The following is a 20,412-nucleotide window of genomic DNA, read 5'->3' as shown; positions in this document are numbered from 1 at the left end:
GTCAATTTTGGCCGATTGATCTCGCTATTTGAAGCCTCTTCTTGTATTCCTTAGGCCCTACGAAAGGGCTTTAATATGAAGGCAGCTTCCGGTGTTTTAATCCTCTCTTTAATGTTCGCGGATGTCGCATTGGCCAAGGTCAATGTTCTTATTTGCTCCATTGGACAAAGCTATACTTTCAAGGTCTATGAGGGACAAAATATCGTGGATCTTTGGGAAATGGCCTCCAGCATGGGACGCCCGATTGGTGAAGATACTATCATCAAAAAAGAAGAAGGCCCGGGCACTTTAATGATCACTTTGAAAAACACCGGTGTGATCAAACTTGATTTCAACAACATCTACAAAGAAGGGCGCGGCACTTGGAGTCACAACGGGACCTTGGATGCCAAGCTCGCGGATGAGCCCTATTATAACTCCAATGGGGTTGCCGAAGTTGAGTCTTGCTATACTGAGACCTATCGATAATTACTAAATTTGCTTCAGTTTTTTTCGACAGCAGTGACCACCACAGGATCAACCAGAACCACACCCGGCTTTCCGGTGACCTTGGCGGTGCCAAGAGACTGCAAAGACAATTTGTTTTCTTTGCATCCAAACCGAACACCCCGGATATCATCGCTACTGGAAATCAGCTTTATCGCGTGATTTCCGATCATCTGGGATTCCGCGCCTAGATCGTGCCAAAAAATTCAATAAAATTTGAATCGCTGGCACGATCTACTCAAGGCCTTTGCCGCATTTTGTTGACACGACAATGCGGCAGATAAAATGACGATGATACGTTTATACAAAATGCCACGAGAGAGTCTCGATGCGTGCCAAATTGTTGCCAAAAAATTTGAACAAATTAGATAATATTTCATAGCAGCGAGGTAAATTTTCATATCACAACCACTTAAATTGAAATTGGAGAAGTACGAAGATTTTGGATCTCAAAGTGGGGATACAAATTTGTATGGGTATGTTGCCAATGATCCTGTGAATTGAGTAGATCCAATGGGCCTTGCAAAGTGTATCTTCAGCGGAGGGCTACTCTCTTGCACAAGTAACGATGGCAAGACCACAATTACCGTCAACGCTTTTACTAGCTCCGAGCCTCAAAATATGACAAACGGTGCAATCCCCTCTGGCACATATAATATTGTAAAATTGCCAGACTCTCAATATGGAACATGGTTCCTTGATCCAGGAACAGTTTCAAGAGGCCTATATAAATTCGGTCTAGGGAGGGGCGGCTTTAACTTCCACATTCCCGGAAACACATCGAATGGATGTATCACAGCTCGACGATCTGAAAATAACGCTGGGAGCATATATAACTTAAACCAGTTGCTGACGAACGAGATGGGAGGCAATACCTTGGTAGTCCCATCAAATGGGAACTAGATGGTTCCAAGCTATTTAGCTGGATGGCAGAAAGGTATAAAATGAGAAAAGTGCTTGTACTGCTTGCATTAGGATTTGGATCAACGGCTTCTGCAGGTGGAGATTGGTCTGAAGCTAAGATAACGAAATTTATATTCAATGAACGCGCTCAAGTCGTTTTCGAACTAGAGTGGGTCCAAGAAAATGGATTTATATCAAAAAGCGAATTCAAAAGGTTCGTCTTTGAATTTCACAATTGGCCCTCATCGTCGCACCGCTGGCTTCACCAAGCCCTGCCTTGGACAGACAGTGATAAAAAGACCTATCCCTTGGCAGACGTCGCGGCCTGCCAAAATATGCTGTTAGACGCCTACAGAGAAGGCGCTACGATTCAATTAGGTCAAATGGGAACAGTGCCATTTCAACCAAGTGCCTTGACCAAAGACGCCGGGGTTGCACCTTACGCAAAAGTGATTGAGCAAAAAGGTGTGAATGTATGCCTCCTGTATGCGGCCCCCATTTAAAATTTTTTTGACATTCTATGCCAACGAAGTGTCTTCTGGAGGATGAGAGATTCAGGATGCTGGCGAGGTCTTTAATGGCAACATCTCAAGAAGATGGATCTATATGGACCAATATAGGGTTGCCGGTGAGCTCAATGCACAAGGAGCCCTCGTCAACAGATTTGTCTATGCATCCAAACCGAACACCCCGGATATCATCGCTACTGGAAATCAGCTTTATCGCGTGATTTCCGATCATCTGGGATCCCCTCGCCTAACCATTCGACTCTCTGACGGAGCAATCATATCCAGAATGGACCACGATGAATTTGGACAAATTCTTGAAAACTACAATCAAATATCTCCGCATGGCTTCGCCGGTGGGTTCTATGACCGCAACACGCCACTTGTAAGATTCGGCGCCAGAGACTATGATCCGGAAACAGGGCGATGGACAAGCAAAGATCCGATCTTGTTTAAAGGCGGGGATACGAATTTGTTTGGGTACGTGCAAAATGATCCCGTGAATTTCATTGATCCAAGTGGACTGAAGAAAAAATTTGTTTTCCAGAATGGTACTCTGTCCTTTTTCGACGACAACGGCGGACTTCTGTATGAAGGGTCTGCGACTTCGGGGCCGTGGGGTAACGGAGGTCTGCCTAAAGGAAACTATTCAGTAGGTGACTTCAGAGACAATAGATCGGGAAGCTATGCTTGTCCTGGATCAAACGGTTACTCTCTAAACTTACATCCACAGTTCCCGACAAATAGAACCGATTTGAGAATTCACCCTGATGGAGGAACACCTGGAACTTTAGGCTGTATTGGAGTAAATTGTACTAATGGTTCTGCTGATGCTTTGGGTGAAATGCTCAGAGGCATCTATGGACAACCGATGACACCTTGGATTGCCTTGGAGGTTAGATGATTATCCTAACATTTTTATTGAGTTTTTTTGCTAGTGCTGCATCACCGGAACAAAACGTTATGGCTGTTTTCGATAAAAGTCATGGCATCTATGAGAAATTTAAAAGCGATACAATGAAGTATCGCGAGGAGACAGAGGCATTCAACGAGAATGAATTCATTCCTGCTGTGGATAAGATGCGTGGTCTTTTGGCAAAGAAAAATTGTCAAAAGTGCTTGAGACCATATCTGGTAGGACTCTCGTATCTAGAACAAAGCGCTAGTGAAGAGTTGGTTCAGCAACTTAAGGAAATCATTTTACATTATCCTAAGGAAATTAACGGTGCATGCAGGCAACTCAAGCAGAACACCAAAAAAGCTCTCGTTATGAAGTTCAAGGATGCAGTGAGAGTCGTTTCAGAGGAGAAAAAGATTAAAGAAAAAGAAACTGAAAAGAAAATAAGGTACTGCTTTTAGTTCTAGAAGAGTCTTGAAGTTGGCGGTCTTAGAGCACCTTTGATAGATAAGTGGATCAAGAAACGGCCGATTGAAGGCCGTTCTTGATCTAAGAATCCTCGAAATTTGCAGTTTTCTGATTCTAAAGTTCCTGTCCCGGGTGCCACCTCTAATTTGCATCTGGAGGCATTATTCGTTGAGTTTTTGAAAACGGCTTTTGGGTTTTCCCTCCAAAGAGAAACTTTGAACTCAATGGCGGGGCTTTCTTGGATCTTTAAAGCGATGCTGAGAGACAAGAATGAATGCAAGCTTCTACTTCTGGCCTAATAGATCTTATCCCTACTGCCCCGCCTGAAGCATCGCAGATTCACCCAGGTTGCTTTCCTGCTGGTGTTTCACGTTCGCCCAGATCTTTTGACTGACCGGGCCTGGAAGAAGACTGTTGATACTGGATTCCGCTGACGGATCTGCGGCCGCCCAGTTATGAAGAGCTTCTGCCTTCACCCCTGCCAGCACTTTGCGATCCATTTCATTCACAGCACTGTTTTCCACCGTGGCATCAGCGACCACACCCTTTAAAACTTCTATCGCAGCGGATTTCATATCAGTATTGAGGGCTTCAAACACAAAATCCAAAGCCGAATTTTGCATCTGCTGGGATTCTTCATCATTGGGTGCGGTTTTCAACAAAGCTTCCAGACTTTTCAGAAAGTCTTCATCTTTCAACAAACGCCGTTTGACGATCTTGTCAGGTTCCAGCAACAGGGCCTTGTGGCTCAGGTCCGCGTACTTTTTAAGGTCACGGGCCTGCTTGAATTCCTTAAACACCACGGGCATTGGCTGCGAAGATTTAATCACGTCCATCGCAGCAGGTTTCGTCCCTGCTGCGATGGCGGTCTCTTTTTCAGATTCAACGGGGTTTGCCGCCGGAGCTTCCTGACTCGGGGCCGCTTGGGACTCCGTCTCAGGCTTGCTCTTTTCACTCATCACGGTCAAACCCACACCCAGGACTGTTATTGCACCGGATAGCATTACTAGTGTTCTGATTCTCATTTGCCAAACACTCCACGGGTCATGTTGTTACGGAAGATCGTTCTGTTCATTTCCTTCGCACCGGCATTCTGGAAGAATGCAGATCCGTTCAGGTAACCGTTGATCAGAACCACGTTTTTGTGAGGTGCATTGGACTGAACAAACACGTTGTACACCTTACCGAAGTACTTGATCTCGTTGATGGAGACAATCGCATCCAGTGTTCCACCACTTTGAACCAAGGACTCTCCGACTTTGAACTCTTCAGCCACTTTCATGGAGCCGTCCTGACTCAGGATCGGGTGATTTTTCGTCACACGCAGTTCACGGCCGGACTTCATTTTGAACACCAGGATCTCGTGGTCGCCGTCCACCAGCTCGGTCACCCACTGATCCACTTTGGTTTTCACAACCGCATTCTTGTTCAAAGAATCCGCGGACTGCATTGTACCCACATAAGCGGACTGTGAAGTCAGAGCATCAAAGAAGGACATGTATTTCAGCTTCTTGCTTACGACCTCTTCAGCCAGAATCTGCTGTTCTGGAGTCGCACATGAAGACACGCATACTGTAGCCACGTAAGCCGTCGCAGGCATTGTACATGGAGCATTGGCTTTCTTCGGAGCGATCCATGCTTTTTCAGGATTGTATGCACGATCCATGAAGGTCGCATAGATTTCCTGACCGGCAGAACCCAGACCCACTTTTTTACCGCCGACAGTCACTGTCACGTTGGCAAAGTTGGTCAGGAATTCCTTGATCACTGGCAGCTCGTCCTGACATTTCACCATCCAGTCGTAGCGACCTTTGGCTTCAGTGTTGCTCAAGCTGTCATGAGAACAACGACGCGCTACGTAGTCACGGCAATACTTTTCCTCAACCCAAGCACCTGGAACCGCCACTTCGCTTTCCAACTGAACAGAGTGATCGATACAAGCCATGGTTTTAGTCGTCACAACCTCGCGGGTTTTGACGATCACACCAATTTGGTTCGCCGGACATGTCGCAGATGAATTGGCCTCTTCGATTGTCGTTACAGAGGACTGGCTGCGAACCGCTTCAGGGTTGGCATCACACAGACGCTCTTCCACTGGTTTCACCTGGTCCGCACAACGGCTGTCATCAACAGTCACACCCTTATCGTCCACACAGACAAAGATACGGTTTTGTTTGCCGCCGCAATCCGCGGTACAAGCCGTGAAGCTGTCCGTAGGAGCAAATTTGTAAACCGGACATTTTCCTGCTTCTTTCATCGTGCCCTGACGAGTGTTAGAGCTGATGATCTGACCGTCAGTACAAGTCTGGTCCGAGATTTCATTATAAAGGTCAAAGAAACCTTCTTCATTGAAAGAACATTTCAATGGAACTTTCGTTTCACCGGTGATCACACCCGTTTTTACAGTGCCATGGGAACCGAAGCTGCCGCAACCCTCGTGACAAGTCACCTGGTTGTGCGTGCTGGAACCGGACAATACACCGTTATTACAAGTACGGGACTCACTCACGCTGGAACAAGAACCCACTGGAGTCGAACTGGAATATAGAACCTGGGAAGCCCCGTGTGCCAGCAGACTGCCATCAGGCAATTTACAAGACTGACCTTCACAAGAACCTTCGTTGGTAATTTCTTTCGTGCGAGACACTTCCACCCAGTTCAGTTTTTCTACGACAAGCTTACATTCTTCAACCACACGGTCACGGTAAGAAACAGTCTTTTTACCGTTCACACCGCAGGCCACTTCTTCAGAAACCAGTTCACCTTTGGATTCACGGGTTGCACCCGCAACGGTACAAGCATTTGGATCCACAGGAACTTCTGGTTCCGGATCAACATCCAGATCCTCGATCACACGGATCGAATGATCCAAAGTCACCCAAGGCTCCTGATTGTCACCCAAATAAAGGGTCGCAGTTACAGGATAAGTTCCCACTGCCTGATAAGCATGAGTCACAGACTGATTGGCCGCTGTACCTCCGTCACCGAAGTTCCAGCGAACGGCACCGACCTTGCTAACCAGACAAGGCGGAAGATAAACGTGCATCGCAGTAGCGATCTTCACTTTAGCCTCATTAGCCCCGGAAATACGCAAGTCCTCCAGGCAGTCCATATCATCAATCACCGTCATCACGGTCACTCGATGGCTGACAACCGTAACCTTGCCATCAGCATCAGTCACAGTCGCCTGAACCTGGTATGTCCCCACATTAAAGAAGGAGTGTTCAACAGTTCTGGCGTTGCTGACAGTCGCAGTGCCATCATTAAAATTCCAAACGATGGACTGAGCATCCACACCGGAAGGAATCACAACCTCAAAACTCATAGGATTAAAGACAAAACCGGCTTGTGGACCCGAGATCTTAAGATCTTCCTTAACCACCGTCGTCACCAAAGACAAAGAGATCTCTTCAGAACCAGAAGTTTTCTCCTGCGCAGTCACCACATAGGTCCCGGCCACTTTAAATGTCGACGTCATCCCGGACGCTGACGTTTTAGTGCGACTGGCCCCTGCCACCTTCCATGTGACATCAGAACTGCTGACACAGTTCCCGGCCTGATCCAAGGAGTAGCTAACAGTGCTTCCTGCCTCTGTAGCTGATTTACCCACGATGCGAACTTCTTCAGAGGAAGCTTTGGAAAGCTGACCGGCACAGTAACTTGCCGCCTCCATAGTATCTGCTGAACCTTCACTCAAAGCGCTTTTCTGACATCCTGCTAGAACGATTAAACTCAGGGGCAGTAAGACTCTTCCGTAGTTCATCGTGCGACTCCTTGCTTACGTTCATGTTTACAAGCCGCAACTAAAATCTCCATACTTTTACAACATTCGAGTCATATTGATTTAGCGTCTTATCAACGCTTTAGACACTTTAAAGAACATTTTTTGAATGTTCCTTTTTCTGTAAAATCTTTGATCATTCCCCTCAGAGAAAAGCTTTAATCCCAATACATCTTTCAATGACGAAACCCGCCACCACAAATCCTTCCAAAAGCATCACTGGGCCCCATTTCATACATGTCACAAAACCAAATCACACCTTATTGACCAACAATGAAGGCACCCACATACAGAGACCTCAGTTGTTTCGGGATTCTTTAAGAGGAAATATTTGTGGCAAGCACAATCGTCGGTGGGTAAGGGCTTGGTAAGCTCTGCCCGAAGGCGGGCCTTCGCCGGCGCATGGATGCGCGAACCGGGGCAAAGCCCCGGCGGCGATTGAGCACGGACGCGTGCCCGCTGTAGCGGCAGGGCTTACCAAGCCCTTACCCACCGGCGATCCCCGTGCAAAGACCAATACTATTTTTTCTTAAAGAAGCCCGAAACAACCTGTTTAAGGTCGACGTTAAAGACGTCCTGCTTTTTATTAGCAGCCGCCAAGACAGAGATTTCCCGACGTGCAGGAATGAAGGAAGGATCCAGTGCCACGCTCTTCTCGAAGGATTTGCGTGCGGCCACCATATCGCCTTTGGTTTTATTGAACAGACCAATCACAAACGGGAAAAGCGTGTCATAGCGCTCATCCGGCGGAACCTGCATCAACTCCAGTTCCACTTCTTTCAGGACAAAGTTCTTTTTGGCCACGTCAACAGAACCCAGCTTCGCCCAAGAGCTGTACAAGTGCAGCTGCTGGGTTTGCGGATTCAGCTTGGCAACCTCGGCCAGCAGTTCCAGTGCTTTCGCGAACTGGGTGTACTGCAGGGCTTTTTTGACTTCTTCCATCAAGGAATTGGCGCGAAGCTTGGCTTCAGCTTCATTTCTTTGCGTTGCCTGGCGGATCTGATCAATTTTATTGGTGTCTTTGGATGCATTCATGGCCTCTTCAGCCAGTTTCTGCACCTTGTGCCACTGGGTGTACACTTCCGAAGCGGTGTCGGTCGGCTCATCTCCCAGCAACGTCATAAAGTCTGACAACATGGATTCGGCAGAACCACCACCGGTCCCCGTTTCCATGTAAGCAACGATTTCGTAAGAGTTCTTGTTTTCCAGTTCGGCCGCGATCTTCTTGATGACTTTTAATTGCTCAGCCGGATTTGCAAAGGCCGCACGCTGGGCAAAGACAATCAGACCTTTGGTCAAAAGGAAGTGAATGGCCTTATAGACCGCCACTTCGCTGTAGCCTTTGATATCCAGAAGCTGCGTCAGTGTGATCTGGTTGTTCAGCTTCACGGTCAGACCTTCCAGGGATTTGACCAGAGACATACTCAAGGCCGGATGGTCATCGCGGAAAGTCGGACTTTTCACGATGATGTTACCGGACCACATCACATACAAAGACTTCAGCCAGTTAATAGAGATTTTAGAGGCAATCCAGTCATGCAGATAATAAGACAGACTGTCAGCATCGATACTTGGATTGCTCATCTCAACTTCCGCAGACGCAAAGTTCACGCGGATCTTCTGATCAACAATCGTGCGCACCAGACGGATGTTCATTTGCTCCATCAGGATCAGATCAAAGGCATGGGGGCTTAGCTGATTGTTCTGAATCAGATAGTCACCAATGCGGCGGTTGTTTTTGACACGCAGAGCTTCCTGCACGTCTTGCGGAGTCGCATAACCACTCTGGATCAGCATCTCGCCCAGGAAGGTGGTTTTATCATCCACATCCACGCCCACGATATTCCCGTTACAGAACGAGATACCGGACACAGAACCGTCGGCATTATAGATATTCAAATAACCACCGCTCTTGGTTTCAACCAGCAGTGAATACAGGAATGGCAAGTCAAAGCCGCTCACCTCTTCAATGGACTCAATCACCTTTCTTTTCTGGCGGTTGGTCACTGTGGGGTTGGCGAACATCTGATACAGCAGCTTGCGCGCGCTGGATTCCTCGCGGCGTGGAGCTTCTTCTTTTTTAACGATCTTCAGCACCTGCTCCATATCGAAGGGCTTTTTCATGAAAGCCACGGCCTGGGTGCTTTGAGTCGCTTCCTGAATGAAGGACTTGTCGGTATAAATACCGCTCATCAGAACGACTTTGAATTTGGCAGAGGGATAATTGGCGCGGGCTTGTTTGATGAAATCAAGGCCCGTCATCTGTGGCAGCAAGCAGTCACAGAACAGGAATTCGATGTTGGAATTGCTGGCAAGAATGCTATTGGCCTCGTCCGGGCGGGACGCGACAAAGACGGAATGGCCAGCGCGGCTTAAAATTTCTTTTAAGGCCGATCTGACGGACTCGTCGTCTTCCAATATCAAGATCTTAGATTTGCCTGATTCCACGCTTCCTTGTCGGCTCTAAAGGCCCTTCCATTTAGGATAAAAGCAAAAAGCGGGGCTGTAATACAGCACCCGCCTTAAGAACTGGACCTTTGTCGATGGACTATTTCTTTAAGAACTTGAAATACTTTGATTCGATGACGTCCATTTCCATCTCGTTACCCTCATCATCTTTGACGGATGCAGGAGGATTCACACTGCCTTCACTGAACTCCGTCCCATAACGGAACAGGACGTTCTTTTCAGAGCCGGAATCATCATTGTAGTAAGGGACAAAGAATGAGTTCACTTTGCCGGAAGCTGGCAGGAAGCCATCAACCATGTTGATCTGATCCACGATCACCTTCGGGCAGTTGCTGAAGCTGATTTGCGCCGGGCCCGCTGTGCCCATCCATTTGATCCATTCACGGATACCGCAGGAGTTGATGCTCTTCAGTCCGCTCAGCTCCACCTCAATCTGTGGATTGCCGCCAAGGCTGAACTGAGAAAAATCAACGTCCTCATCAATAGTGCCTGCCATTTGGACAGTCAGCTTATCTGCGGCTTTGTTCATTTTCACATCGAGTTTACCCATAGTTCCAATCTCCTCGTTCACAAAATCTAACTTTAACTAAGACCTTCATTTTTCACTACAAAAAACGTGACGTCATCGATTAAGGGCGCGCCTTGACGATGGGCTTGGAAGCTCATTGCAAAACGCTCCACCGAATCATTAACGCCCGGGAAATCCTTGTTGGCCGCGATCAAAGCTTTAATAAACTCACGCTCGCCCCACGCCTCTTTACCAGGGTTCTGGATGTCAGGAATTCCGTCTGTATAGAAGAATACCAGATCTCCCGGCTCAACCTGAATGGTTGTTTGTTCGTAGACCGAATCGCGGGCCTGTCCCAGTCTGGGATTGTTCACTTCATTTAATGGAACAAGGTCCTTCTTTTTAAGTGTGCCGCCCTCATTTTTCTTCATCAGGAACGGCGCCTCGTGCGAAGCATTGCAGTAAGCAAGCTCCCCGGTGTCCAGATCAAAAGACGCCAGGAAGAACGTCATCATGATACGGCCTTTGGACACATCATAGATGGAACGGTTCAACAACTCCAACGCTTTGGCCGGAGTGATATTCAAACGCTCAATGATTGTGGAGGCTGATTTCGCTGCACTGGTGATCAATGCTGCAGGAGCCCCGTGCCCCGTCGCATCCCCGATCCACAAGAAGATCTTGTTACCGATCTGACAGTAGTGCCACCAGTCGCCACCGCACTCGCTGGCCGGCTCATAGTAACCGGCAATCGACAACGGACCGATCTTGGCCTGCGTTTCCGGGAACAGGGTTTCTTGCACGGTTTTCGCGGTCTGCAGCTCGGATTCCATACGCGCTTTTTCCGCCGTTTGATCCAGCAGCCGCGACACCTCCGCCGCCATGATATTGAAATTGTCAGCCAGGCTTCCGACTTCATCATTGGACTTCACATCAACACGGATATTGAAGTCGCCTTCCGCCACCTTTTTGGTGGCATCGAACAATTGTGTTAAGGCTTGAGTCAAACCGCTGGAGGCAAACAGACTTAAGATCACTGTCACCGAAATCAGAATGCCGAAGAAGATCAAAGATTTTCGAATCAGGATCTGAACCGCACCCAGGGCTTTTTCTTTTTCCACCGTGGTCACAACAATCAGATCACCAAAACCCGCGCGCGAGAAAGACACCAGCAGCTCCTTGCCGTCTGCGGAGCGATCCGTTTCAGCCCCTTGGGCGATTTGTTTGTTGGTGCTTTCCAGGAACTGGGGACTGACGGTGGATTGCAGCTTTTGCCCCGGCATTCCATCCGGTCCAAACAACACGGTCCCGTCAGAAGAAATCAGATACATTTTTTGCGACATCGCCGCGCGGAACATCTCGGAGGCTTCACTCATCTTCACGATGACCAAAAACACCGTGTTGCGGGTGTTGGTTTCGTCACTGACTTTTTCCATGATGAACACACGGTCATCGCTGAAAGGCACTTTCACCACACGGCGGGTGGCTTCCACTTCAGCAAAGTAACCGGACATCTGGGATTGCAGACTGTTCAACACCCCGTCTGTCTGATTGGGAACTTTCTCAAGCACGGCGGCCTTTTCATAAGCACCGGTCGCTGAAGGTTTGAAGACCACAATGGATTCCAGATTGAATTCGTTCTGGAAGATGGACTCCCCAACAGAAGAAAATTTCTGCTGGCTCAGATAATCCTGGAAGATTGGTTTGGTCGTTCCAAGCACGGCATTCAATTGTGTCTTAATTTGAGCCGCCATGGTTCCGGACATGCTGCTGGAGGAATCAAAGACGTAAGCGATCTTATCGTCCTCAAAAATTTTCAGCGCCAAAACCAAATACACCGTAAGTGTAATAAGTGGCAACGAAGTGAGTAACAAAAGAATCTTGTATCTAATTGATAATCCACGTTTTTTCACGACTCCAGTATGCCCGTTCAAGCACTGGCCGAAAACAAATTCTCACATAACTTAGCCTAAGGTCTGTAAATCTCTTGTCATTTCCAACCGATAAGCTTTGAGCAGGAGTCTTATGTCGCGCTTTGGACGAACAGAAAAAATGATCTTCACCGGAGCCCTGCTTGTGCTCATGGTCTTCTCGTACTTCCTGTACGACGACTCTTTGCTATTCCCAAAATCAAATACTGGCGAACTCGAACTAATTGGTTCCGTTGCCATTTCCCAGAACGACGTGCGCCGCAAAAATCTGGATACTTTCAGTTGGCTACCCGCTTCGCGCAAAGACAATGTCTTCCAGAACGATTCTATCTTCACCGGGGATCGTTCTGAAGCCACTATCCAATTACAGGATGGCACCCAGATCCGCATCGAACCGAATTCTTTGATCACCCTGAATCTTAAAAACGGTCAGATGAATCTGGATCTGCGTTACGGAAATCTGGTCGGGGAACTGGCGCAAGGTTCTTCCCTGACGATCAAGTCCGGCACCGAAGAGTTCAAACTGGAAGGCTCTCCTACAAACACGCAGGAAAAGCCCAAAATCAAATTCAACAAAGCTCACAGTGGCACAGTTGATTTGAAACTGCTTTCCGGTGACGTGAAATACATCGACAAGAAAAAACAGGCCGTCAAAGAACTGCCTAAGAACGCAGTCGTAGCAGTTAAAAAAGACGGCGACATCAAGCCGGTTGAAAAACCAACGTTACTTGTGAAAACTCCGGACAACATGAACTGGCTTCGTGTGAACCCGGATGATCCACTGCCATTTGAATGGCAAGGTAAAGGCGACATCGCCCGCTATGAACTTGAAGTTTCTCCAAACGAGGACTTCAGCTCAGTGGCCCTTTCAAAAATGACCAACGAACAAAGAGTCGCGGTGACCGAGCCGCTGCAGCCGGGCCCTTATTTCTGGCGCCTAAAAACCTATGACCGCAATGGCGAAGTCGGTGTTGTGTCCCCGGCCCAGCGCATGAGCATCACTCATCTGGCCGGCCCGCAGATCGTGACCCCGGTTCAAGCAGCCCAAATCAATCTGGAACTGAAAGTAAAACCTCAGGAAGAACTGGCCACCACCACCGAGGTGCAATGGAAGGCCATGGCCCAGTTGAAACACTTCACCTGGCAGATCGCGGCAGACCCGGAATTCCAGCAGATCATCAAAGATGGCCAGACGGATTCATTGGCAGCCGTGACCCCTCGCCTTCCAAGCGGGACTTACTGGGTGCGTGTCCAGGGGCAAACGGCCGGCAACAATGTTTCGCCTTGGTCTGAGCCTGTTTCCTTTACTTTAAATCTGGCAGCTCATAAAGAAGAGCGTCCAAACAGGCCTGTGCTGATCACCAAGCAAGTCGACTTCAAGGCGCCAACGGGTGAACGTAACCCCGCCTCCCCTGAAGCTCCGAAACTTGCCTGGAAACCAGTTCTGAGAAGCAAGGGCTATCAACTGCAAATCTCCAAGGACATCAGCTTTGCTGAAGTGGAAAAATACGACATCACCCAAAATCAAGTGGCGTGGTCGCAGTTCCGTCCGGGCAAACACTATTACCGTGTTCAAGCCAAAGGCATCAATGGCCTTAACAGTGAATTCAGTGAAGTGGGAACCATCGACGTCAGCGTCGGCGGCCTGACTTTGAATCCTTTGAAAACCATCAATGCCGTCGGCCAGGCTCCGGGACCTAAAGAAACCCCGATCAGTTGGAGCGAAGTGCCGTTTGCTAAATCCTATCTGGTGCAGGTGGATAAATCGAAAGAGTTCACGGCCCCTCAGCAACTGGAATACTCTGCCACAGGCGGAAATCTGACGCTGCAGGATCCGGGCACCTATGTAGTGCGCGTGCAGGCTTTGGATGAAGCCAACAAGCCCCTGACTGATTTCTCGAATATTCAGGAAGTCATGTACACCTTCCGCACCCCGCTGGTGGCGCCACCACTGATGGAGCCATTTAACAATGCCTCAATCTTCCTGCAGACCGAGATGGAACCGTTCATCTGGCTGGAATGGAAAAAGGTGGAAGGTGCGACTTCCTACCGCATCGAGATTTCCGACAAACCGGACTTTTCTCGCACATTGATTGCAAAATCTTTGGCCGGCAACCGCTTCCTGATCAAGGAAAAGGTTCCACTGGGGAAAATCTACTGGAGAGTTCGTGCCGAAGCCAAAGGCGACGCCGAAATGTCCGAGTGGGCGGAAAAACGTGAATTCACCCTTTATCACCAGAAGAATGAGACCTTCGTAAAATGAGAATCCAGTACTCCCTCTTCGACACCCTTTTAGAGCCTGTTTTTGTTCTGACAGCAGATCAAAAGGTTGTCTATTGCAATGAAACTGCCGCCATTGTGGCCGGCCTTTCCATTCGCAAGATCACAAGAGGCATGAAGTTCAATGAACTGTTCCAGTTCAGCGAACCTATTGAAGCTCTGGACAATCTGATTGGTGTCTCGGATGCGACTCCTTACAAAGAGGTCAACTTCAAAGCCATCCACGCGGAAGAAGGCAAAGTGCAGATCACTCTGCAGCCGATCTTTGATTCCATGGGTGACAAGAACTGGATCGTCTTTGTGCGTGATGTGACTTTGGAAGAACGTCTGCAGAAAAAATACCGCGCTGAACTTGAGCAAAAAGAAGGCGTCATCACGGCGCTGGAAGAAGCCAAAGTTCAGCTTGAAAACTACAGCAAAAACCTGGAACAAATGGTGGCCGACCGCACGCGCGAGTTGTCCCGTCTTAACACAACCATGTCCGCCCTGCTGGACAGTCTGGGTCAGGGTTTCTTTATCTTCAATGCTGAAGGTAAAATCCTGGATGTGTCCTCGAAGGCCTGCGAAGCCACGGTGGAATGCAAACCTGACGGTCAACTGATCTGGGATGTGCTGAAACTTCCGGAAAACAAAGTCGAAGGCTTCAAAAAATGGATGCAGACCCTGTTCATGGAAATGCTGCCATTTGAAGACCTGTCCTGCCTGGGACCTGAAACCTACCCGCACAGCAAAGAGCGTAACATCGCCCTTGAATACCACCCGCTTCGCAGCAGCGAAGGCGTGATGGAAGGTGTGGTTGTTGTCGCTTCGGACATCACTTCGCTGGTCGAAGCACAAAAACAAGCTGAGCGCGAAAAAGAACATGCAAAATTGATCATCCACATGATCAAATCCAAACGTGAAATTCACCGCTTCATCCAGGAAGCTCAAGGCTTGCTGGGTCAGGTGCGTGATGAAGTCAGCAAGGACAACGGTCCTTACAACACCGAAGAGCTTTTCCGCAGTCTGCACACGCTCAAAGGCGGCGCAGCGCTGTTTTCGATCAAAGATGTCGCCGAAGCCTGCCATCAGGCCGAGGGCCTGCTGGCCGAACTGAAAGAGTCCTGGACTCATCCAGGCTTTATCGCCCTTCGCGGCAAATGTTTTGAAGTGGAAGAGTTCTTCCACAAGTTCCTGGATCAAACCAAAGAAATTCTGGGAAGCTCGAACATGCCAGAAGAGCGTCAGATCGAAGTCGCTATCAGTAAACTGAACCATATCGCCCGCAAAGTGGGCTCACTGCCGGGTGGCGGTGCCGTGGCGCAGGAGCTGCTGCTGGAACTTGCGATGGAGCCGGTCGCTGGATTTGTCGAGCCTTATAACGACGTGATGCTGCGAGTGGCTGCTCAGGTCGATAAAATGGTCTCCCCGCTGAAGATTCACAATGGCAACCTGATGGTGATTCCGGAAATTTACAGCGGTTTGTTCTCTACCTTCGTGCATGCCTTCAGAAATGCTGTGGATCACGGTATCGAGATGCCGGATCATCGCGTGGACATCGGCAAACCTGCCGAAGGCCAGGTGGATGTTACTTTCAGTCTGAATCACAATTCTCAAGGTTCCTGGCTGCTGGTGCAAATCAAGGATGACGGTGGCGGTATTGACCCTGCCCGTATTCGCGAAAAGCTTACCGGCAAGGGCCTGGATGTGTCCGCTGAAAGCGATCAGCAGATCATTCAGCATATCTTCGACAGTCAGTTCTCGACCCGCGAACACGTCACGGACATCTCAGGCCGTGGCGTGGGAATGGACGCCATCAAAGTCGCCGCCGAAGAGCTGGCCGGCCGCGTATGGGTCGAATCCACCGTAGGACAAGGATCTACCTTGTTTGTGGAAGTTCCTTACATCACCGAATTCCAAAAAGACAAAAAACTTCCAACCGCCGCCTAAAAAGGTAAAAAGGTGCCTGGTTGTTTTTTCTGGCTACACAGCGTCGCGTGACGTAGGCATTTTAGCGTCATTTCCGCCAATATATCGTCCCTTTGCCAATATAAAGACCAACGGGTTCCCTGATCCCCGTCCGCCCTCTATTCTGATCATGGAATTTCAACCTGTACTACAAGGAGACCCCCATGACTTTCGAACTTCCAGCACTTCCCTACGCTAAAGACGCTTTGGCTCCCCACATGTCCGCTGAGACATTGGAATACCACCACGGCAAACACCACAAAACCTACGTTGATAACTTGAACAAACTTGTTCCCGGCACTGAACACGAAGGTAAAACTCTGGAACAAATCATCATGAGCAGCTCAGGCGGCGTATTTAACAACGCAGCTCAGATCTGGAACCACACGTTCTTCTGGAACTGCCTGTCCCCGAAGGGCGGCGGTGAACCTACGGGTGAACTGGCGCAAGCCCTTGTTCGCGATTTCGGTTCCATCGAAAAATTCAAAGAACTGTTTGCTGATGCCAGCATCAAACAATTCGGCTCGGGCTGGGGCTGGCTTGTGAAAAACAAAGAAGGCAAACTGGAAATCCTGAGCACCAGCAACGCCGAAACCCCGATGACCAAAGGTCACACGGCAATTCTGACTTGCGATGTGTGGGAACATGCTTACTATATCGACTATCGCAACAGCCGCCCGAATTTCCTGGCCGCGTTCTGGAAGCTGGTGAACTGGGAATTCGCCGCAAAAAACTTTAAAGGCTAATATCTTGGTGTCATCGTCACGACGCTCAGGCCGATGGCTTTTGTAGCGCCCGTGTTGACATAGTTATGGGCTGAATCCCCCGGGAATGCCAAAACATCTCCGGGCTTCAGCTCAAAACTTTCCCCACTGACCACCACGGTCATCTGCCCCTGCACACAGTGCAAATACTCTTTCGTACCGCTGGAATGCGGGATCCCGCCCATGCGAGCCCCCACTTCAAGCTCCATGCGATCAATGGCCATCCCCGGAATCGGATCCGGTAAAAGTTTGTAAACAGTGACGTTGCCTTTGGCTTTTTTATTGGCGGGAATTTCATCCTTGCGAATCAATTTTGTCTGGGATCTGGGCGTTGCCAGCAGCTCTTCGAATGAAACCTGCAAAGCCGCACAAACCTTGGCCAGATTCACCAACGAAGGGTTCCCCATCCCACTTTCCATATTGGTCAGTGTGGATCGTGGCACACCGGCCAGCTTCGCCAAGGCAGCTTGAGTCAGTTGACGTTTTTTACGAAGTTCAGTGATTTGAGCGGCAAGGTTCTGAGCCAATACGTCGAAAGAAGTCATGCCCTATGGTAGATGTTTGCAGGAAAGAGTGCAACGCACGCGCGCAGCACTCTTTAAAGAATCTATTTGTTGTGTTTGCTGTAAGCAGCTTTCAATTTGTCTTCAAAGATCTTTGCCGAAAATGGCTTCACGATATACTGGGACACACCGGCAAGAACAGCTTCAGTGACCTGATCACGCTCGGACTCTGACGTCAGAAGCACGAATGGAAGATTGGCAAATTCCGCCGTGGCGCGAACTTGCTTCAGCAATTCCAAGCCCTTCATTTTCGGCATATTCCAGTCGGAAATCACCAGTTGGATCTGAGAGCCCGGAGTGTTGTTCTGAATAAGAATTTTAAGACCGGCTTCCCCGTCTTCAGCTTCCTGCAGGTTTTTATAACCCATGGCTTTTAACGTGTTCTTCACCAGATCACGAATGGAGGGCATGTCATCAATAACTAGGATGCGGGTCTCAGGGGGGAACATAGACGAGGTCTCCTCTACATTCCCCTATTCTAGAAAACCTGTGGTGAATCTCAAAGAATCTTTACAATGCTGGACTTAGAGCTGGCGCCAACCACAGATAATCAGCACGGGGACCGTCCTGAGTGCCTGGGTTGATTTCAGTCGCGATTTCGTCCTCAGTCAGACCTGCCGTATTTACTTGCGAGAAGGTCACCACGGGGAACTCGGACCCGCGCACACGCAGACGATCCGGCAGACCGCCCCCGTACTGCACATGGAAATCCCCCACCACAATCACCAGCACTTGTTCGGGATGGGAGCGCATAAACTCCACCGCCTGCCACGCCATCGTGTCATCCCAGATGGACTGAGACGCAAAATAGCGCTCGCCCGCCTCGGGATTCGGCAGATGCGGCATCATGGACAGGAAACGGCGTTTGTAGCCATCGTTCCCCACCGCAAATTGCGGAGGCATCAGTTTCAAATCATCCGGAGTCAGCGCCTGCAGGCCGCCCTTGGAAACCTTGCCGGTCAAAGAGCGCGGAGCATTCAAAGCAATCGTCTTGGACCCTTCTGACAGGTTCGGGAACAGGCTTTGCCCGCGATAATAATCATAAGAAGGGTTGCCCCATTTGATTTGAGAGAGGAAGTCAGTTTCGCTCAAAAGTCCCTGACGGTAAGAGTCCACCACGGGCTGGTCGGTGTATGTAAAAAATTCCATCCCGACAGAGACCTTCAGGCCCTGAGCCCGCAAAGCCTGCATAATGGAGAGCTGTTGATTCTGGTGTTCTTTGAAACCGTGATTTTCGCCGATAACTACGATAGAACCCGGAGCGACTGGACGGACGGCTTCAGCCAAATCCACCGGTTGGAGGTCGTTTCCACGCAAAATGCCACTATTTTGAGCATGTGCACAGGCCAACATGAGCAGGGAACTTAAAAAAAGGCCCAAAGTCTTCACGATTCCTCCTCTAGACGCGAATTTGTCTGTTGAAGTTTCCTTTTTCCTTTGATACCTTGAGCCCCTTTGAAAAGGTATTGTCATTTTTTCTATACAACGCGTGGCAATACAAATGGTTCAATTTAAGGGGTATCGCAATGGCTAAAAAGACAGGAAGAATCATCGTAACTCTTGAGTGCACTGAAGCTCGCGCTGAAGGCAAACCTGTTTCTCGTTACACTACGACTAAAAACAAAACTAAGACTCCAAGCCGTCTTGAGAAGAAGAAATACAATCCGAATCTTAAGCGCCACACTGTTCACAGAGAAACGAAGTAATTCGTAATGATTCTGACGGATCAGCAAATTCTGGATTTCATGAAGGAAGGCTCCATTAAAGTGGAACCTTTCCGCAGAGAATGCCTGGGTACGAACTCTTATGATGTTCACCTGGGTAAAACTCTAGCTGTCTATGAAGACAAGGTGCTGGACGCCAAGAAGCATAACAAGATTCGTACCTTTGAGATTCCAGAAGAGGGTTTCGTGCTGATGCCAGACACTCTCTATTTGGGCGTTACTTTGGAGTACACTGAGACTCTGAAGCATGTCCCATTTTTGGAAGGCAAATCGAGCGTAGGCCGTCTCGGAATCGACATCCATGCCACTGCTGGCAAAGGAGACGTCGGTTTCTGCAACTATTGGACTCTGGAAATTTCCGTGAAACAGCCTGTGCGTGTTTACACTGGAATGCCGGTTGGTCAGTTGATATACTTTGAAGTGAAAGGCGACATTTTAACTCCTTATAATGTCAAACCTTCCGCAAAATATAACGACAAACAACCAATCCCGGTAGAGTCCATGATGTGGAAAAATTCATTCTAAAATCCCTACTCATACTTGGTTTTCTGACTACCGCCGCCTGTTCTTCAGGGGGCGAGGTCGACGACATTTCCGGTTTAGACAGCTATTCTGTCGTTTCCGGCTCGTTCAGCCAGGCTGACTCGACCGCCCTGCATATTGCCGGCACCACCGGTGTCGTTCGCTTCACCTCTACACTGCCGGGCGTCAGCTCTTCCCGCTCTATTTCTTTAAAAGCTTCATTAAACAACGTCACTTTGAGTGATGTGAGTGCCGTTTTCTATGCGAGCGATTCCAGCGTGTCGGGCTCCACCGGAATTGTGGTGACCTTCAGCCGCACGGGCGCCAGTGTGAACGCCTCGATCACCTTCAATGGCCAGACCCGCACCGTCACCAGTGCCGACATGGGCTTTTACATCCCGAACAATATTGATGTGGTGATTGACGTTCACAACGTCGGCACCAAGTCCCGCGTCTATATCTGGAGACGCGACAATCTGGTGTATGCCCCAACCAGCGCGGATGTGGATTCAAATTCGGATGTATCTTCAGCTCTTCCCACAGCGGTTGGCCCCGGGGTCTTTGCCGGGTTGATTCTGAACTATGCGACTGTCACGGCAGCACAAGTGTCGACACCTAAAGTGCTCGATTAAAAGGTTTCACGACAATCTTTAAGCAATAAA

Annotated in this window: 19 protein-coding genes; 10 read left to right on the top strand and 9 right to left on the bottom strand. The window is 49.1% G+C overall.

The features are described from left to right. Positions 1 to 75 precede the first annotated feature (75 nt). Positions 76 to 468: a hypothetical protein gene (locus tag B9G79_RS07240; RefSeq protein WP_088564923.1), complete on the top strand. Its 393-nt coding sequence runs from the start codon at positions 76 to 78 to the stop codon at positions 466 to 468. 14 nt (positions 469 to 482) lie between these two features. Here the strand turns inward: B9G79_RS07240 and B9G79_RS18150 are convergent, their stop codons facing one another. After that, positions 483 to 659, bottom strand: a complete 177-nt coding sequence (locus B9G79_RS18150; RefSeq protein WP_157678757.1) for a hypothetical protein — start codon at positions 657 to 659, stop codon at positions 483 to 485. Positions 660 to 1,430: 771 nt separating this feature from the next. Between B9G79_RS18150 and B9G79_RS07230 the strand changes: the two genes are divergently transcribed. From B9G79_RS07230 to B9G79_RS07220, 3 genes are all read left to right on the top strand, one after another. Next, complete coding sequence (locus B9G79_RS07230; protein ID WP_157678753.1) at positions 1,431 to 1,892, top strand: hypothetical protein; 462 nt, start codon at positions 1,431 to 1,433, stop codon at positions 1,890 to 1,892. Positions 1,893 to 1,995: 103 nt separating this feature from the next. Then, positions 1,996 to 2,799 (top strand): RHS repeat domain-containing protein, encoded by an 804-nt coding sequence (locus tag B9G79_RS07225; protein WP_088564920.1) that lies wholly within the window; start codon positions 1,996 to 1,998, stop codon positions 2,797 to 2,799. Then, complete coding sequence (locus B9G79_RS07220) at positions 2,796 to 3,254, top strand: hypothetical protein (protein ID WP_088564919.1); 459 nt, start codon at positions 2,796 to 2,798, stop codon at positions 3,252 to 3,254. The genes B9G79_RS07225 and B9G79_RS07220 overlap by 4 nt, the downstream gene beginning before the upstream one ends. A 318-nt stretch (positions 3,255 to 3,572) precedes the next feature. Here the strand turns inward: B9G79_RS07220 and B9G79_RS07210 are convergent, their stop codons facing one another. The 5 genes from B9G79_RS07210 to B9G79_RS07190 all read right to left on the bottom strand — a co-directional run bounded on the left by B9G79_RS07210 (position 3,573) and on the right by B9G79_RS07190 (position 11,845). Then, positions 3,573 to 4,286 carry a hypothetical protein gene (locus B9G79_RS07210; protein WP_088564917.1) on the bottom strand — a complete coding sequence of 238 codons (714 nt, stop codon included), beginning with the start codon at positions 4,284 to 4,286 and terminating at the stop codon, positions 3,573 to 3,575. Beyond that, positions 4,283 to 7,024, bottom strand: a complete 2,742-nt coding sequence (locus B9G79_RS07205) for a PKD domain-containing protein (protein ID WP_088564916.1) — start codon at positions 7,022 to 7,024, stop codon at positions 4,283 to 4,285. Before B9G79_RS07205 ends, B9G79_RS07210 begins: the two co-directional genes overlap by 4 nt. Before the next feature lie 537 nt (positions 7,025 to 7,561). Further along, positions 7,562 to 9,490 (bottom strand): response regulator, encoded by a 1,929-nt coding sequence (locus B9G79_RS07200; RefSeq protein ID WP_088564915.1) that lies wholly within the window; start codon positions 9,488 to 9,490, stop codon positions 7,562 to 7,564. Positions 9,491 to 9,590: 100 nt separating this feature from the next. After that, entirely contained in the window at positions 9,591 to 10,061 is a 471-nt protein-coding gene (locus B9G79_RS07195) for a hypothetical protein (protein WP_088564914.1), read from the bottom strand. A gap of 32 nt (positions 10,062 to 10,093) precedes the next feature. Then, entirely contained in the window at positions 10,094 to 11,845 is a 1,752-nt protein-coding gene (locus B9G79_RS07190) for a SpoIIE family protein phosphatase (RefSeq protein WP_232469249.1), read from the bottom strand. Positions 11,846 to 12,044: 199 nt separating this feature from the next. Here B9G79_RS07190 and B9G79_RS07185 point away from each other — a divergent pair, with 199 nt between their 5' ends. The 3 genes from B9G79_RS07185 to B9G79_RS07175 all read left to right on the top strand — a co-directional run bounded on the left by B9G79_RS07185 (position 12,045) and on the right by B9G79_RS07175 (position 16,923). After that, positions 12,045 to 14,213, top strand: coding sequence for a FecR domain-containing protein (locus tag B9G79_RS07185; protein WP_088564912.1), 2,169 nt, complete (start codon positions 12,045 to 12,047; stop codon positions 14,211 to 14,213). Beyond that, positions 14,210 to 16,159, top strand: a complete 1,950-nt coding sequence (locus B9G79_RS07180; RefSeq protein WP_088564911.1) for an ATP-binding protein — start codon at positions 14,210 to 14,212, stop codon at positions 16,157 to 16,159. Before B9G79_RS07185 ends, B9G79_RS07180 begins: the two co-directional genes overlap by 4 nt. Before the next feature lie 182 nt (positions 16,160 to 16,341). Next, the gene (locus tag B9G79_RS07175; protein WP_088564910.1) at positions 16,342 to 16,923 is read left to right on the top strand and encodes a superoxide dismutase; all 582 of its coding nucleotides are present in this window, start codon (positions 16,342 to 16,344) and stop codon (positions 16,921 to 16,923) included. Here B9G79_RS07175 and B9G79_RS07170 read toward each other — a convergent pair. The 3 genes from B9G79_RS07170 to B9G79_RS07160 all read right to left on the bottom strand — a co-directional run bounded on the left by B9G79_RS07170 (position 16,920) and on the right by B9G79_RS07160 (position 18,893). Further along, on the bottom strand, positions 16,920 to 17,486 hold the full coding sequence (locus tag B9G79_RS07170; RefSeq protein WP_011164827.1) for a helix-turn-helix domain-containing protein: 567 nt from the start codon (positions 17,484 to 17,486) through the stop codon (positions 16,920 to 16,922). The two genes, B9G79_RS07175 and B9G79_RS07170, sit on opposite strands and share 4 nt — an antisense overlap. 62 nt (positions 17,487 to 17,548) lie before the next feature. Then, the gene (locus tag B9G79_RS07165) at positions 17,549 to 17,953 is read right to left on the bottom strand and encodes a response regulator (protein ID WP_088564909.1); all 405 of its coding nucleotides are present in this window, start codon (positions 17,951 to 17,953) and stop codon (positions 17,549 to 17,551) included. A gap of 61 nt (positions 17,954 to 18,014) precedes the next feature. Beyond that, positions 18,015 to 18,893: a ChaN family lipoprotein gene (locus tag B9G79_RS07160; protein WP_232469248.1), complete on the bottom strand. Its 879-nt coding sequence runs from the start codon at positions 18,891 to 18,893 to the stop codon at positions 18,015 to 18,017. A gap of 137 nt (positions 18,894 to 19,030) precedes the next feature. Between B9G79_RS07160 and rpmG the strand changes: the two genes are divergently transcribed. The 3 genes from rpmG to B9G79_RS07145 are packed head-to-tail and all read left to right on the top strand — an operon-like array spanning position 19,031 to position 20,382. Beyond that, a complete protein-coding gene (gene rpmG / locus B9G79_RS07155; protein WP_011164830.1) occupies positions 19,031 to 19,210 on the top strand; it encodes a 50S ribosomal protein L33 in 180 nt (59 codons plus the stop codon). A gap of 6 nt (positions 19,211 to 19,216) precedes the next feature. After that, positions 19,217 to 19,753: a dCTP deaminase gene (dcd, locus tag B9G79_RS07150; RefSeq protein ID WP_088564908.1), complete on the top strand. Its 537-nt coding sequence runs from the start codon at positions 19,217 to 19,219 to the stop codon at positions 19,751 to 19,753. Then, complete coding sequence (locus tag B9G79_RS07145) at positions 19,735 to 20,382, top strand: hypothetical protein (protein ID WP_088564907.1); 648 nt, start codon at positions 19,735 to 19,737, stop codon at positions 20,380 to 20,382. The genes dcd and B9G79_RS07145 overlap by 19 nt, the downstream gene beginning before the upstream one ends. The last annotated feature ends 30 nt before the right edge of the window (positions 20,383 to 20,412 follow it).

This window comes from Bdellovibrio bacteriovorus (assembly GCF_002208115.1).
Taxonomy (GTDB): domain Bacteria; phylum Bdellovibrionota; class Bdellovibrionia; order Bdellovibrionales; family Bdellovibrionaceae; genus Bdellovibrio; species Bdellovibrio bacteriovorus_C.
The sequence above is the reverse complement of the archived record's forward strand: the minus strand, read 5'-3'. Positions and strand labels throughout refer to the sequence as shown.